This window comes from Arthrobacter sp. U41, from assembly GCF_001750145.1.
Taxonomy (GTDB): Bacteria; Actinomycetota; Actinomycetes; order Actinomycetales; family Micrococcaceae; genus Arthrobacter.
In genome coordinates this window covers 2,344,444-2,359,066 of the sequence record NZ_CP015732.1, presented here as the reverse complement: position 1 = coordinate 2,359,066, position 14,623 = coordinate 2,344,444, and the positions used below count along the sequence as shown (strand labels likewise).

Here is a 14,623-nt window from a genome sequence, read left to right as displayed (position 1 = left end):
GGCAACAGCCGTCCGGTGGCCGTCCCCGGAAAACGTCGCCGATCTCCGAAAACACGGAACGGCGCACCGGACATGTCCGGTGCGCCGTTCGGGTAACACGTGGCCGGCGGGACGCCGGCCTGGGTCGGAGCTAGCCCAGCATGGACAGCACTTCGCTGAACTTCGCCGAAGGCCGCATCACTGCGGTGACTTTGGCCTCGTCGGGGCGGTAGTAGCCGCCGATGTCCACCGGGGAGCCCTGGACTGCCAGGAGCTCGCCGGTGATGGTCTCCTCTCCGGAATCCAGCGCGCCGGAGACTGCAGCGAACGCCGCGGCCAGCTCGGCGTCGTCGGTCTGGCGGGACAGTTCCTGCGCCCAGAACTTGGCCAGGTAGAAGTGGCTGCCGCGGTTGTCCAGTTCGCCGGCCTTGCGCTTCGGGGACTTGTCCTCCAGCAGGAAGGTGCCGGTGGCGCGGTCCAGGGTGTCGGCCAGGATCTGGGCGCGGGCGTTGCCTGTGGACGTGGCCAGGTGCTCGAAGCTGACGGCGAGGGCCAGGAACTCACCCAGGCTGTCCCAGCGCAGGTGGTTCTCCTTGAGCAGCTGCTGGACGTGCTTCGGGGCGGAGCCGCCGGCGCCGGTTTCGAAGAGGCCGCCGCCGTTGATCAGCGGAACCACGGAGAGCATCTTGGCGCTGGTCCCGAGTTCCAGGATCGGGAACAGGTCCGTGAGGTAGTCGCGCAGCACGTTGCCGGTCACCGAGATGGTGTCCTCGCCCTTGCGGAGCCGCTCCAGGGTGAAGGCCGTCGCGTCGTCCGGGGTCATGATGGCGATCTGCAGGCCCTCGGTGTCGTATTCCTTGAGGTATTCCTCCACCTTGGCGATCATCTGGGCGTCGTGGGCGCGGCCCTTGTCCAGCCAGAATACGGCGGGCACGGCGGAGGCGCGGGCGCGGGTGACGGCCAGCTTGACCCAGTCGCGGATCGGCACGTCCTTGGTCTGGCAGGCGCGCCAGATGTCGCCCGGGGCGACCTGGTGCTCGATCAGCACGGTGCCGGCGTCGTCGACGACCTGCACGGTGCCGGCCGACTGGATCTCGAAAGTCTTGTCGTGGCTGCCGTATTCCTCGGCAGCCTGGGCCATCAGTCCGACGTTCGGGACGGTGCCCATGGTGGTCGGGTCGAAGGCTCCGTGGGCGCGGCAGTCGTCGATGACGACCTGGTAGATGCCGGCGTAGCTGCTGTCCGGGAGGACGGCGAGCGTGTCGGCTTCCTGGCCGTCGCGGCCCCACATGTGGCCGGAGCTGCGGATCATGGCAGGCATGGAGGCGTCCACGATCACGTCGGAGGGAACGTGCAGGTTGGTGATGCCCTTGTCGGAATCGACCATGGCCAGTTCGGGGCCGTCGTTCAGGCCCTTCTTGATGGCCGCCTCGACGTCGCCGCGGATTTCCTCGGGGAGGTCCTCAAGGCCGTTGAGGATGGAGGCCAGGCCGTTGTTCGGGCTCAGGCCGGCGGCGGCGATCTGGGCGCCGTAGGTGTCGAAAAGCTCGGAGAAGTACGCCTTGACGACGTGGCCGAAGATGATCGGGTCCGAGACCTTCATCATGGTCGCCTTGAGGTGGGCGGAGAACAGCACGCCCTCTTCCTTGGCACGGGAAACCTGCGCGGCGAGGAACGTGTCCAGTGCGGCGGCGCGCATCACGGTGCCGTCGATGACCTCGCCGGCGAGGACCGGGAAGGCACGCTTGAGGACCTTGACCGTGCCGTCTTCCTTGACCAGCTGGATCTTGATGGTTCCATCGGCCTTGATGACCACGGACTTCTCGTTGGCGCGGAAGTCTTCGGAGTCCATCGTGGCGACGTTGGTCTTGGACTCGGGGCTCCAGGCTCCCATGCTGTGCGGGTTCTGGCGGGCGTAAGCCTTGACCGACAGGGGTGCGCGGCGGTCGGAGTTGCCCTCACGCAGTACCGGGTTGACGGCGGAACCCTTGATCTTGTCGTAGCGGGAGCGGATGTCCGTCTCCTCGTCCGAGGAGGGGTTGTCCGGGTAGTCCGGGAGGGCGTAGCCCTGGCCCTGGAGCTCCGCGACGGCGGCCTTCAGCTGCGGCGTCGAGGCGCTGATATTGGGCAGCTTGATGATGTTGGCTTCGGGATTTTTGACGAGGGCGCCAAGTTCAGCCAAGGCGTCGCTGACGCGCTGGTCTTCGGTGAGGTAGTCGCCGAACGCGGCGATGATGCGGCCGGCCAGCGAAATGTCGCGGGTCTCCACTTCCACACCGGCCGTCGAAGCGAAGGCTTCGACAATCGGCAAGAACGAATAGGTTGCCAGCATCGGCGCTTCGTCGGTGTGGGTATAGATAATCTTTGCCATTGCTCGGGCGTCTCCCTGAAGGTCTGGGTATTTCCGGAAATTTGTGCCATTTCAACATGTCTAACTTACCCGAGGGAGCTGGATTGCCGCCTACCGGCGTCGTCGGGCCAGACCTCCGTGACGCCAGCAACCAGAAGTGACAAGAGTTGACAGGAGGGTTTACAGCTCCGTCAAAGTGCCGTAGTTTCGTTCCATTACAGCGGCCGCCACGGGCGGCCGCCCCGCTTTCCACGGTTAGGACAACCATGAGAACACCCAAGACTCTGGCCACCAGCCTCCTCTGCCTCTCGGCAGCGGCACTGTTGGCTCTGAGTGCCGCCGGCGCAGCGAGCGCCGCCCCGGCCCCCGGCAAGGCACCGATGGAAACGTCGGGGGTCAGCAGCCACACCGTCGTCGAGACCGGCGGTGCCGAGTACTGGACGGAAGAGCGGATGCGCAACGCCATCCCCGGCGACGTACTGGCCGACAAGGCCGTGCAGCGGGGTGCCGGCTCCACGGCCGCCCTGAACCGCCCGGCGGAAGCGGGAGCACCCATCACCGTCGAGTCCCAGGCGCCGGTCCTGCAGGCGAAGGAAGTCCAGGCCAAGGTCAACGCGAGCGAGACCCCGGTCAAGCACATCGGCAAGGTCTTCTTCACGCTCGGCGGCAGCAACTATGTGTGCTCGGGCAACTCGGTCTCCGCCACGAACAAGAGCACCGTCTCAACGGCCGGGCACTGCCTCAACGAGGGCCCCGGCGCCTTCGCCACCAAGTTCACCTTCGTCCCGGCCTACCTCAACGGCTCCGCACCCTACGGCATGTGGACGGCCAAGTCCCTCCACGCCCCGACCCAGTGGAGCTCCGGCGGCGACATGACGTACGACACCGGCTTCGCGGTCATGAACACGCTCAACGGCCAGACGCTCGCGGACGTTGTGGGCGCCTCGGGTGTGCAGTTCAACGCCGCCCGCGGCCTGAGCTACAAGGCTTTCGGCTACCCGGCGGCACGGCCCTTCACCGGCGAGTCCCTGAAGAGCTGCACCGGCACCGCCACCAACGATCCCTACAACCCGCAGTTCAACTCCCAGGGTATCCCGTGCAACATGACCGGCGGCTCCTCGGGCGGCCCGTGGTTCATCGGCTCCAGCTCCACCGGCTACCAGAACTCCGTCAACAGCTACGGCTACGGCAGCAAGTCCACCACCATGTACGGACCGTACTGGGGCTCCGTCATCCAGCAGGCCTACACCACAGCGGCTGCTTCCTAGGCTCCAGCCTCACCCACACCAGCGCGGGGTCACTTGCGGCCCATCTCCGGCAGGGGGGATGGTCCGCAGTGGCCCCGCGTTGTCGTTGCGCCCGGTCCTTGCCTGTGGACCCAGGCCGCCCGCGGGACATGCCCTCCGCGCAGCCCCGGCGCCGGACATGTCCCCCCGCACGGACTGCCGCACCCGTGCCCGGTCCTCCCCGTCACCACCGGACATGTCCCCCGCACGGCGCAGAGCACGGACATACACCCGTTGTGTCCAGTCCCCGGCACAAAAATTGAGCATGTCCCCGCACGGACTGCCGCACCCGTGCCCGGTCCTCCCCCCGCCACCACTGGGCATGTCCCCCTCACGGCGCAGGGCCTGGACATATACCCGCTGTGCCCAGTCCCCGGCACAAAGAATGGACATGTCCTCCGGCAAAGGAGGGCATGTCCATTCTTGGTGCAACGGTGCCATGTGCGCCTGGTCCGGGATGCAGGACCCCGCGCGGCCGGCCTAGTGGAAGAAGTGGCGCGCGCCGGTGAAGTACATCGTGATGCCCGCGGCGTTGGCTGCGGCGATGACTTCCTCGTCGCGGACCGAACCGCCGGGCTGGACGACGGCGCGGACGCCGGCGTCGATCAGGATCTGCAGCCCGTCAGCGAACGGGAAGAACGCGTCCGAGGCGGCAACGGCTCCGCGGGCACGCTCGGGCGCCCCGCTCGTCTCTGCCGTCGACGGACCAGCTGCACCGCCGGCGCCCTCGACGTCGGAGTCCACGCTCACCCCCAGCGAGTTGGCGCGCTCGACGGCCAGCTTGCAGGAATCAAGCCGGTTGACCTGGCCCATGCCGATGCCCACGGCGGCACCGTGGTTGGCCAGCAGGATGGCGTTGGACTTGGCCGCGCGGCAGGCGGTCCAGGCGAAGGCGAGATCGGCCAGGGTGTCGGCGTCGGCGGCTGCACCGGCCGCGAGCGTCCAGTTGGCGGGGTTGTCGCCCTCGGCGTCGACCCGGTCCGACATCTGCACCAGCACGCCGCCGGAGACCTGGCGGATCTCGGAGGGGTAGCGGCCGTAGCCCTCGGGCAGGGCGAGCAGGCGGATGTTCTTCTTCTTGGACAGAATTTCCACCGCCTCGTCCTCGAAGCCCGGTGCAATGACGACCTCGGTGAAGATGCCCGCAACGGTCCGGGCCATGCCGGCGGTGACCGTGCGGTTGGCCGCGATCACACCGCCGAACGCGGAGACCGGGTCGCAGGCGTGCGCCTTGGCGTGCGCGTCGGCGATGGGATCCGCCGCGGAAGCGGACCCCACGGCCACGCCGCAGGGGTTGGCGTGTTTGATGATCGCGACGGCGGGCTCGGCGAAGTCGAACGCGGCGCGCAGGGCCGCGTCGGCGTCGACGAAGTTGTTGTAGCTCATGGCCTTGCCGTGCAGCTGGTCGGCCTGCGCGATGCCGGCCGGGGCGGCCTTGTCCACGTAGAGGGCGGCCTGCTGGTGCGGGTTTTCGCCGTAGCGCAGGACTTCGGAGCGCTCCAGCGCCAGGCCGGCGTAGGCGGGCCAGTCGATGACGCCGTCGCCGTCCTCGTCGAGGAACTGGCTCGCGGTCCAGCTGGCCACGGCGGTGTCGTACGTGGCGGTGTGCGCGAAGGCCTTGGCGGCGAGCCGGCGTCGGGTCTTCAGGTCAAAGCCGCCCGAGGCGGCGGCGGCAACGACGTCGTGGTAGGAGGACGGGTCCACCACAATCGCGACGGCGGCGTGGTTCTTCGCGGCGGAACGCACCATCGCGGGGCCGCCGATGTCGATCTGCTCGACGACGTCGTCCTGCGCCGCGCCGGACTTCACGGTTTCCACGAACGGGTAGAGGTTCACCACGACGAGGTCGAAGGGCTCGATCTCCATCGACGCGAGCGTGTCCATGTGGGCCGGGACGCGGCGGTCGGCCAGGATGCCGCCGTGGACGCGCGGGTGCAGGGTCTTGACGCGGCCGTCCAGCATTTCCGGGGAGCCGGTGACTTCTTCGACTTCCTGCACCGGGATGCCGGCGGCGGCGATCTTCTTGGCGGTGGAACCGGTGGAGACGATCTTGACGCCGGCTTCGTGCAGGCCCTTCGCGAGCTCCTCCAGACCGGTCTTGTCGTAGACCGAAATCAGGGCCCGGCGGATGGGAACACGGTCGATGGATACACGGTCAAGCTGCGTGAAGCTCACAAAAGTCTCCGTCTTATATCGCGGCGGGGCCGCGGGTGGTGGGGATGGGGCCAGTTTATCGCGTCAGCGCACCGGGCCTTCCCGCGCGCCGGAGTATGAAGCGCGCCGCAGCGGTGTGCAGGGACACGTAGAGTTTTCCCAGGAGGCTGAGAGATGAATACTTACACCACTGTGCCCAGCGGCGAACAGGTGGTCCAGGAACTGCCCTGGCGTTGGAAAGTGCAGGGCCGGATCTTCCTGATCGGCGGCCTGGGCTTTATGTTCGACGCCTGGGACGTGACGCTCAACGGCATCCTGATTCCGCTGCTGTCCAAGCACTGGGCCCTCACCCCGGGCGAGGCGGCCTGGATCGGCGCCTCGAACCTGATCGGCATGGCCCTGGGCGCCTTCGTCTGGGGCACCATCGCGGACACCATCGGGCGCAAGAAGGCCTTCACCGCGACCCTGCTGATCTTCTCGCTCTTCACCGTGCTCGGCGCGTTCTCGCCCGACTTCCTCTGGTTCGTGGCGTTCCGCTTTATGGCCGGCTTCGGCCTGGGCGGCTGCATCCCGGTGGACTACGCGCTGGTGGGCGAATTCACGCCCCGCAAGCAGCGCGGCAGGGTCCTCACCGCGATGGACGGCTGGTGGCCGATCGGGGCCGCCCTGTGCGGTTTCGTGTCCGCCGGGCTGGTCGCCCTGTTCGGTGACTGGCGCCTGACCATGATGGTGATGGTGCTGCCGGCGCTCCTGGTGTTCTGGGTCCGCCGCAGCGTCCCCGAATCCCCGCTGTTCCTGATCCGCAAGGGCCGGCGGGACGAGGCCGCCAAGGTGATCGATGACCTCGTCGCGGCCACCGGGGCCGAACCGCGCGCCTACAGCCTGCCCGAGGCGCAGGAGGCTCCGCGGCTCTCCGCCGGCAGCGCCTGGACCCAGCTGCGCCTGCTCTGGCAGTACGACTGGAAGATCACAACTGCGGCCTGGTCGCTGTTCTTCAGCATCCTGCTGGTCTACTACCTGTCGCTGACCTGGATGCCGCGGATCCTGATCGGTGCCGGCTTCGAGGAGTACAAGGCCTTCCTCACCACCGCCTCCATGGCCGCCGTCGGGCTGCTGGGTGTGGTGCTCGCCGCGCTGCTGGTGGAGCGGGTGGGCCGGAAGTGGATCCTGGCGATCACCGGGCCGCTGTCGGCGCTGACCCTGGTGATCGTGGCATTTGTGGTGGACATCCCGACGGCGGCCGTGTTCTGGCTGCTGGTCTTCGGCTTTGTGGTGCAGGTGGCCATCCCGGTGCTCTACGCCTATGTCTCCGAGCTGTATCCGACCGAACTGCGCGGCTCGGGCTTCGGCTGGGCCTCGACGTTCTCCCGGCTCGGCGCGGGATTCGGCCCGCTGGTGTTCGCGGCGTTCCTCTGGCCGGAACTGGGCCTGGCGACCTCCTTTGCCCTCGCCGGCGGGCTGGTGCTGCTCAGTGTGCTCTGGATGGCGTTCTTCGCCCCCGAAACGAAGCAGCGCCACCTCAAGTGACAGCTCAACGGTGGGGTCAGGCAGGGGTGGCGGGGGTGTGCGCGGCGGCGAGGGACGCCAGCGTCGAGACCAGCAGCCGGCGCTCCACGACCTTGATCCGTTCGTGCAGGGACTCCTCGGTCTCGCCGTCGCCGACCGCCACGGCTTCCTGCGCGATGATCGGGCCGGTGTCCACCCCGGCGTCGGCCCAGTGCACCGTGCAGCCGGTGACCTTCACGCCGTAGGCCAGCGCGTCGCGGACCCCGTGGGCGCCCGGGAACGACGGCAGCAGGGCCGGGTGGGTGTTGAGGTACCTGCCGCCGAACGCGTTGATGAAATCCGCGCTGACGATCCGCATAAAACCTGAGGACACGACGACGTCGGGCGCGTACGCGGCGACGGCGTCGGTGAGCGCGGCGTTCCAGGCGGCCCGGTCCGGGTAGGCCTTGAAGTCCACCACGAAGGTCGGGATTCCGGCGGCGGCCGAGCGCTCCACCCCGTAGGTCCCCGGCCGGTCCGCGCCGACGGCGGCGAGCTCCACCTCGAGCCTGCCCTCCCGAACGGCGTCGATGACAGCCTGGAGGTTGGAGCCGGTGCCGGAGACGAGGACTACGATGCGCATTGTCCTAGCTTATGGGGCCGCTCGCGTAGGCTGGAAACCATGAATCCCCCGAACGACTCAGCCGGCAACCAGGGCGGCAAGCACCCGCTCAGCGACGCGGCCAAAGCCTCACAGGCGAAAACCCATAATCTGTTCCGCAGCTTCGTCGTGGCGGTGCTGGGGTCGTTCTTCGTCTACCAGCTGGATATCAACTACCTCTGGCTGAGCGCGCTCCTGACGGCGATTGCCCTGGTGCTGGGCATCATCGTGCTGGTCCGGTACGCCAGGCTCAAGGAATCCCGGTTCGTGCTGTTCGGGACGATTTCCGGCCTGGTGGTCCTGGCCGTGCAGGTGCTGCTGCTCGTGTCCACGGCGCTGTTCTTCAACCAGGTCCGGGACTACCAGCAGTGCAGCCGGCAGGCCCTGACCCAGCAGGCCGCCTCCATGTGCCAGACCCAGCTGGAAAAATCGTTGCCGCAGTTCCGCTGAGCGCAGTTCCGCCAATCGCGGGCCGGCTGAGCGCAGTTCCGCGCAGCGCGGGGCCGCGTCACAGGGACGCCGGCTCCAGGTCCGCTTCGCGCAGTTTCTGCTGGCGTTCCAGCCACGGTCCCGCCGCATAACCGATCACGACGCCGATCCCCGCCTCCGCGGCGACAAACAGTGCCGTCCGGAGCGGGTCGGGCCCAATCTCCGTGAGCCGCCCGATGCCGGCGGAGCCCCCGGCCAGCCAGGCCAGGCCCGCCGCGAGCAGACCGGCGACGCTGCCGACCATAACGCCGAGCGCCAGCGTGGAGACCGTGGCGGTGAACCAGCGGGCGTGGATCTTGATCGAGAGCCATTCGTCGAAGTGGTTTTCGCCTTCGCGCAGGAACCACCAGCCGGCCAGGGTTCCGGCGAGCACGGGCACCACCAGCGCGGCCATCCCGTAGTCCAGCGACCCGGCCGGCAGCGCCGCGAACACCGGGATCGACGGCAGCGGCCCGACGGCGGTGCCGAGCGCCCCGGACTGGGAGCCGATGCCGAGGGCGAAGCCGCCGCCGGAGGTCCAGGCGAGCGCAAACACGGCCAGGTTGGGCAGGAAGCCGAGCTGCGCGATGGTCAGCACGGAACTTCCGAGGATGCCGGCGTCGAGCGCTTCATAGACCGCGATCACGAGGTTCCAGTGGATGAACAACGTGGCGGCGAGGAGCGCGCAGGACATTGCCAGGCTGGCCAGCAGCGCCACGAAGCCGGCCTTGACCGCGGACCCCAGGTAGGAGCCGGCCCAGCGCGAATGCTGGCTGGTGCGGGAGAGCCAGGCGACGGCGTCGACGCCGATCAGGCGGCTCCAGGAACCGGCCTCACGGCGGGCGCCGATCACCATGCCGAGCCCGACCGGGATCAGCGGGATGAGGGCGGCGGACCAGAGCCCCACGCCGACGTCGTCCGTGCGGCAGACGAATCCGGTGGTCAGTCCGAAGCCGGCGTACATCAGCCAGGAGCCCAGCAGCGCCTGCCAGAGCTGGTCCGTGTACGAGGCCCGGGCCAGCCGGCGGCCGGCGCGCCAGGCGAGCAGGAACGGGATCAGGGTCAGGCCGAGCGGGGTGAGCGAGAGGACGCCGGATTGCGGCTGGGCCGCGGAGGCCGCGCCGGCGGTGTCCAGCAGGAGGGGAACGCCGTGGATCAGCAGCCAGGCCTGGCCGGCGAGCCGGGCCAGGACGTCGGGTGCGCCGTTGAGGAAACCGGCCGTGGCCCACACGGCAAGGATGGGGGCAACCACCACCAGTGCGGAGATAATGGCTGCCTGCGCGGACTCAAGGGCCCCCTGCAGCCACAAGGGCATCGGAAGTCCACGTTCCCCGGTCTGATCAGCGCGCAGTTTCATCGTGTTCCATGGTGCCACGTACCGGCGTTCCGGCCCGTGCCGACAGGCTCAACCGGCCGTTTTTGCCGGTATGTTGCCCGGATCACGTGCTGCGGCCGCTGCATTGAACTGCGGCTCCAGGCGGAGCTTTTTTCCCTACTGCGCCGTAAAATTGGAATGTCCGCAATCAGTGGTTGGAGGCAGAAAAATGACTACCGCATCTCCACATGCACACGGCGTTCACTTCGGACGGACCGATGTCCAGAACGCCGGCATGGGTGTAGGTATCGTCCTGATAGTCGTGGGCATCCTGGGGTTCATCCCGGGCATCACCACGCAGTACAACGAATTGGCGTTCCTCGGACCCGATTCCCAGGCCCTGTTCCTGGGAGTGTTCCAGGTATCGATGCTGCTGAACGTCGTTCAGCTCGCGATCGGCGCCACCGGCTGGGCCATGTCCCGGAACAACCCCATGGGTGCCCGGAACTTTCTCATGGGCTTTGGCCTGCTGTACATCGTCCTTAGCGTCTACGGGCTCATCGTTGGGGTGGGGTCGGCGGCCAATTTCCTGTCGCTGAACACCATGGATAACTGGGCCTTCATGATCTTGGGCGTAGCAATGGTGGGCGCCGGTTGGCTGATGTCCAGGCATCTGGCCGAGGACGCAAAGACCCGGTAAAGCAAACAACCGGGATAAAGGGAGCCGCGAATGAGTAACGTTTCATAGCATTCTGAAAATTCGTACTACCTGCTGGTGCAGTCGCCTCGTGCGGCTGCACCAGCTTTCTTTGTGCCGGGGGCGGGGCTGCGTTTCGCGTCGGCGTGGGGCTGGCCGGGTGTTGGCGGCCTCGCGCCCCGGCGGGCGGCATTTTGTGACCGCCCGGGGCCCCCGGAGCGGCCAAACCCCGCCCATTCGCCGCAGATGGCCGCTATGAGCCAGCTCTCCGGCGCCCATTCGCCGCAGATGGCCGCCATGAAACCGCGTTTAGCGGCCATCTGTGGCGAATCGCTGCCCGTAATGCTTGAGTTCTAGCGATCGTTGCAACACCCCCGGGCGCAGATCTCCGGCCGGGGCAGGCGTGCTGCGCCACTAGGCGTCGTTCAGGTCGATGCCCCTGGTCTCCGGAAGCTTGAACACCGCGAGCGCCGTGGCGAGGCACAGCACAATGATGTAGATGCTGGAGAGCCAGCCCAGGCTCCAGCTGTTGAAGAGGGCATTCAGGTACGGTGCCGTTCCGCCGAAGATCGCGACCGACAAGGAATAGGCAAAGCCGATGCCCTGGGTGCGGATCTTGGTGGGGAAGTTCTCTGACAGCACGGCTGCGAGCAGTGCCCCCGGGATGGCGACGATGCACAGGGCCAGGGTGGCGGCGACGGCGAGCGTCCAGCCATCGCTGGTGATCATGCCCATCAGCGGGAATTGCGCGGCGACCATGGCGACGGAGAAGCCGATCAGCAGGGGCCTGCGTCCGATCCGGTCAGAGAGCCGCCCCCAGAACGGCAGGGTGATGAGGGCAATCGATTGTGCAATCACGGAGGCCCAGTACGCGGTCTGGGGATCCATTCCCCGCTGGGTGATGGCGAAGGTCGAGGCGTAGGACGTCCAGGTGTAGTGCGCGGCGGTGATGCCGGAGGTCATGGCGATCATGAGCAGGACGGCGCGGATGACGGTCTTGCGCGGGATCGGTGCAACCTCGGCGGCCGCTGCTTTGGCTTCGAAGACGTCGCTTTCTTCCATGCCCCGGCGAAGGTAGAGCGCCGCCAGTGCCAGCACGGCCCCCAGCAGGAAGGGGATGCGCCATCCCCATTGCGCCACTCCGGCCGCGCCCAGGATGCTGGTCACGCCGCCGCCCACGACATAGGCGAGCACCGAGCCGCCAAAGATGGCGACGAAAACGATGCTTCCCCACTGCCCGCGTTTGGCCGGCGGTGCGATCTCCGCGATGTAGGTGTTGGCCGTGGCCGACTCTCCGCCGTGGGCAAAGCCCTGCGCAACCCGGGCCAGCAGCAGGAGCACGGAGGCCCAGATACCCACCTGGCCATAGGTCGGCATCAGCCCGATCAGGAGCGAGCCGCCGGCCATGATCAGCATGGTGGTGATCAATACGAACTTGCGGCCGCGCTTGTCGGCGATCCGTCCGAACACAATGCCGCCCAGCGGGCGCATCAGGAATCCCACCGCGAAGACCGCCAGCGTGGAGAGCAGGGCCGAGACAGGGTCCTTGGAATCGAACATCGCCGCCGCAATGAAGGGCGCGAAGACGGCGTAGGCGCTCCACTCGTACCATTCCAGGACGTTGCCGACGGTGCTGGCCAGCATGGAACGTCGTTTGGAGCCTTGATCGGGACGAGGCTGTTGCTGCCGGGGCGGGGCGGCCTCAAGTCGGATGGTGCTGTCCATGGTGGTTCCTTCCCTAACTGCGCTGTATGAGGAATTCGGTCAAAGGGGCATGACTGGGGGGACCATGGCGCCGGCGGCGGCCACAGCCCAGGAGCAGACAGCCCGCGGGTGGCGGACTTGCGAGGGTTTTACTTCAGGCGGGTCGCGAGGCGTTCGGCGACGTCCAGCAGTTGCGGCACGCCGTGTTCCATGGCGGCGCCGAAACCGGTGTCCCCCGGGCGTTCGCCACGCAGCCAGCGGGTATGAATCGCCTCGCTGAAGATCGCGGCCTTCCACAGGGCCAGGGCCTGGTACCAGGGCAGGGATGTGAGGTCGAGGGACATCCGCTCCTGGTACCGGTCGATCAGTTCCTGCCGCCGAAGGTACCCGGGCAGCCGGGTGACCGGTGTCAGTTCCATGGTGGTGAACGGCTCGTCGGCGTCGGCGTAGGTCGCGGTCAGATAGCCGAGATCGGCCAGCGGGTCGCCCAGCGTGGCCATTTCCCAGTCGAGCACGGCGGTCACGCGCGGCGGCGCGTCCAAGGCGAACATCAGGTTGCCGGTGCGGTAGTCGCCGTGGATCACCGAATCGCGTTGGCTCTCCGGGCGGTTTTCCTCCAGCCAGGAGGCTAAGCGTCCGACAGCGGGCAGATCCCGGGTCGTGTTGACGTCCCACAAGGAGGCGAACCGCGCGACCTGGCGTTCCAGGTAGCCCTGGGGCCGGCCGATCCGGGCGATCTCTCCGCTGGACACGTCCAGGGAGTGCAGGTCCGCGAGGGTGTCCACCACTGCCTCACTGGTCGCCCGGCGCGATTCCAGGGCGTCGAGGTGCGGGGGAACCGTGTCGGTGAGGACCGTGCCGTTGAGGTGCTCCATCACGTAGAACGGAACACCGAGGACGGAGTCGTCCTCGCACACGGCCAGGATGCGCGGAACGGGCATGCCCAGCGGTGCCAGGGCCAGCTGGATTCGGGCTTCCCGCACCATGTCGTGGGTGGACTTGGGCAGCGGCGGCCGCGGTCCGCGGCGGAGCACGACGTCGGTCCCGTCCCGGCGCAGCCGGAACGTCACGTTTGACTGGCCGTCCCCGATCCGCTCCCACTCCAGGTCGCCGGACCCCAGCCCGGCTCCGTCCAGGAAGTCGCGGACGTTGTCCAGGATCAGCAACGGCGGCCGGGTCAGCGAGGCGGCCTGGTCCCCGCTGTCGACGACCTCGGGCTGGGCGGCTTCCGTGACCCCGGCGGGCTTCATGATTCGGCTCCCAGAGGGTAACGGGCAGCGCCCAGGAACGGCTCGCCGCCGGCAACCACCCGGCGGCGGTGCGAGGAGGCGCGCCGCGAGATGGCCCACTTGTGGGTCTCGTTGGCGCCGTCGTAGATCCGGAAGGGCCGGACTTCGGCGGCGTACTGTGCCAGCGGCAGCCCGTCGGACACGCCGTCGCCCCCGCAGAGCTGGATGGCGCGGTCGATGACCCGGAAAACGGCCTCGGAGCAGTGCACCTTGGCGATCGAGGACATCGCCGAGCCGGCCTTCGGATCGGAGACCAGGAGGGCGGCGGTCTTGGTGATGATCGCGTCCGAGGTTTCGATGTCGATCACGGACTGGGCGATCATCTCCTGGGCGATGCCGAGCTGCGCGATGGGTGAGCCGAAGATTTCCCGGGTGTCGGTCCGGTCCAAAGCGATGTCCAGCGAGCGGCGGGCCAGGCCGAGCCAGCGCATGCAGTGGGTGAGCCGGGCCGGTCCCAGCCGGACCTGGGCGTACTTGAAGCCGAGGCCGACTTCGCCGAGCACCGCCTCCGGCCCGACCACAACGTTGTCGAAGTGCAGGTTCGGATGCCCGCCGGCGATGGTCCGGTCAATGGTGTGGATCGGGTTGCCCAGGCGCACCCCCCGGGCGTCCATGTCCACCAGGAACATCGTGGCGCCGTCCGTCTCCGGCCCGGCACCTGGTGTCCGTGCCATGACGATCGCGAATCCGGCGTGTTCGGCCCCGCTGGTGAAACGCTTGTCCCCGGAGATCGTCCAGGAATCCCCCTCGCGGGTCGCGGTGGTCAGCAGCCCCGCGGGGTCCGACCCGGCGCCCGGGTGGGGCTCGGTCATCCCGAAGCAGGAGAAGGTGTCACCGGCTGCGAGGGGTGCAAGATACCGCCTTTTCTGCTCCTCGGTGCCGATGATGTTCAGCATGTGCATATTGCCCTCATCGGGCGCCATGCAGTTGAGTACGGCCGGCCCGATCGGGGAATAGCCGGCTTCCTGGAAGATCGGGGACCACTGGTCCACGGGCAGGCCCTGTCCGCCAAAGGCGACGGGGACGTGCGGGGCGAACACGCCGGCGGCTTTGGCGGCTTCGCCGAGTTCCCGTCGGAGCCCGTCGTCCAGGCGAACGCCTGGCCGCGGCTCGGCGGGGATCACGACACTGCGGATGAACTCTCGCGTGCGGAGCCGGAGGTCTTCGGCGGCGGGAGGCAGGGGGCTTTGGTTCATGGGAGGTCCTTTCGGGCCGGAAGGGGTGAAGCGCTGAAG

General features: G+C 67.9%; 11 protein-coding genes. 4 read left to right on the top strand and 7 right to left on the bottom strand.

All coding sequences use genetic code 11. From position 1 onward, the window contains the following. Positions 1 to 130 precede the first annotated feature (130 nt). Positions 131 to 2,350: an NADP-dependent isocitrate dehydrogenase gene (locus tag ASPU41_RS10815; protein ID WP_069950921.1), complete on the bottom strand. Its 2,220-nt coding sequence runs from the start codon at positions 2,348 to 2,350 to the stop codon at positions 131 to 133. Positions 2,351 to 2,595: 245 nt separating this feature from the next. Between ASPU41_RS10815 and ASPU41_RS10810 the strand changes: the two genes are divergently transcribed. Next, positions 2,596 to 3,597 (top strand): trypsin-like serine peptidase, encoded by a 1,002-nt coding sequence (locus ASPU41_RS10810; protein WP_069950920.1) that lies wholly within the window; start codon positions 2,596 to 2,598, stop codon positions 3,595 to 3,597. Between the two features lie 498 nt (positions 3,598 to 4,095). On the opposite strand, the gene purH is transcribed toward ASPU41_RS10810, so the two are convergent. Further along, complete coding sequence (purH, locus tag ASPU41_RS10805) at positions 4,096 to 5,790, bottom strand: bifunctional phosphoribosylaminoimidazolecarboxamide formyltransferase/IMP cyclohydrolase (protein WP_069950919.1); 1,695 nt, start codon at positions 5,788 to 5,790, stop codon at positions 4,096 to 4,098. A 153-nt stretch (positions 5,791 to 5,943) separates the two neighbouring features. Between purH and ASPU41_RS10800 the strand changes: the two genes are divergently transcribed. Further along, positions 5,944 to 7,296: an MFS transporter gene (locus tag ASPU41_RS10800; protein ID WP_069950918.1), complete on the top strand. Its 1,353-nt coding sequence runs from the start codon at positions 5,944 to 5,946 to the stop codon at positions 7,294 to 7,296. A 16-nt stretch (positions 7,297 to 7,312) separates the two neighbouring features. On the opposite strand, the gene purN is transcribed toward ASPU41_RS10800, so the two are convergent. Next, positions 7,313 to 7,897, bottom strand: coding sequence for a phosphoribosylglycinamide formyltransferase (gene purN, locus ASPU41_RS10795; protein ID WP_069950917.1), 585 nt, complete (start codon positions 7,895 to 7,897; stop codon positions 7,313 to 7,315). A gap of 39 nt (positions 7,898 to 7,936) precedes the next feature. Between purN and ASPU41_RS10790 the strand changes: the two genes are divergently transcribed. Then, positions 7,937 to 8,365, top strand: coding sequence for a hypothetical protein (locus ASPU41_RS10790; protein WP_069950916.1), 429 nt, complete (start codon positions 7,937 to 7,939; stop codon positions 8,363 to 8,365). A 58-nt stretch (positions 8,366 to 8,423) separates the two neighbouring features. Here the strand turns inward: ASPU41_RS10790 and ASPU41_RS10785 are convergent, their stop codons facing one another. Then, positions 8,424 to 9,740, bottom strand: coding sequence for a cell division protein PerM (locus tag ASPU41_RS10785; RefSeq protein ID WP_069950915.1), 1,317 nt, complete (start codon positions 9,738 to 9,740; stop codon positions 8,424 to 8,426). Positions 9,741 to 9,927: 187 nt separating this feature from the next. On the opposite strand from ASPU41_RS10785, the gene ASPU41_RS10780 reads away from it, so the two are divergent. Further along, positions 9,928 to 10,398 (top strand): DUF4383 domain-containing protein, encoded by a 471-nt coding sequence (locus ASPU41_RS10780; protein WP_069950914.1) that lies wholly within the window; start codon positions 9,928 to 9,930, stop codon positions 10,396 to 10,398. A 411-nt stretch (positions 10,399 to 10,809) separates the two neighbouring features. On the opposite strand, the gene ASPU41_RS10775 is transcribed toward ASPU41_RS10780, so the two are convergent. From ASPU41_RS10775 to ASPU41_RS10765, 3 genes are all read right to left on the bottom strand, one after another. Further along, positions 10,810 to 12,120 (bottom strand): MFS transporter, encoded by a 1,311-nt coding sequence (locus ASPU41_RS10775; RefSeq protein ID WP_083266471.1) that lies wholly within the window; start codon positions 12,118 to 12,120, stop codon positions 10,810 to 10,812. 128 nt (positions 12,121 to 12,248) lie between these two features. Then, on the bottom strand, positions 12,249 to 13,349 hold the full coding sequence (locus ASPU41_RS10770; protein WP_069950913.1) for a phosphotransferase family protein: 1,101 nt from the start codon (positions 13,347 to 13,349) through the stop codon (positions 12,249 to 12,251). Continuing rightward, a complete protein-coding gene (locus tag ASPU41_RS10765) occupies positions 13,346 to 14,584 on the bottom strand; it encodes an acyl-CoA dehydrogenase family protein (RefSeq protein ID WP_069950912.1) in 1,239 nt (412 codons plus the stop codon). Before ASPU41_RS10765 ends, ASPU41_RS10770 begins: the two co-directional genes overlap by 4 nt. Positions 14,585 to 14,623: the final 39 nt, after the last annotated feature.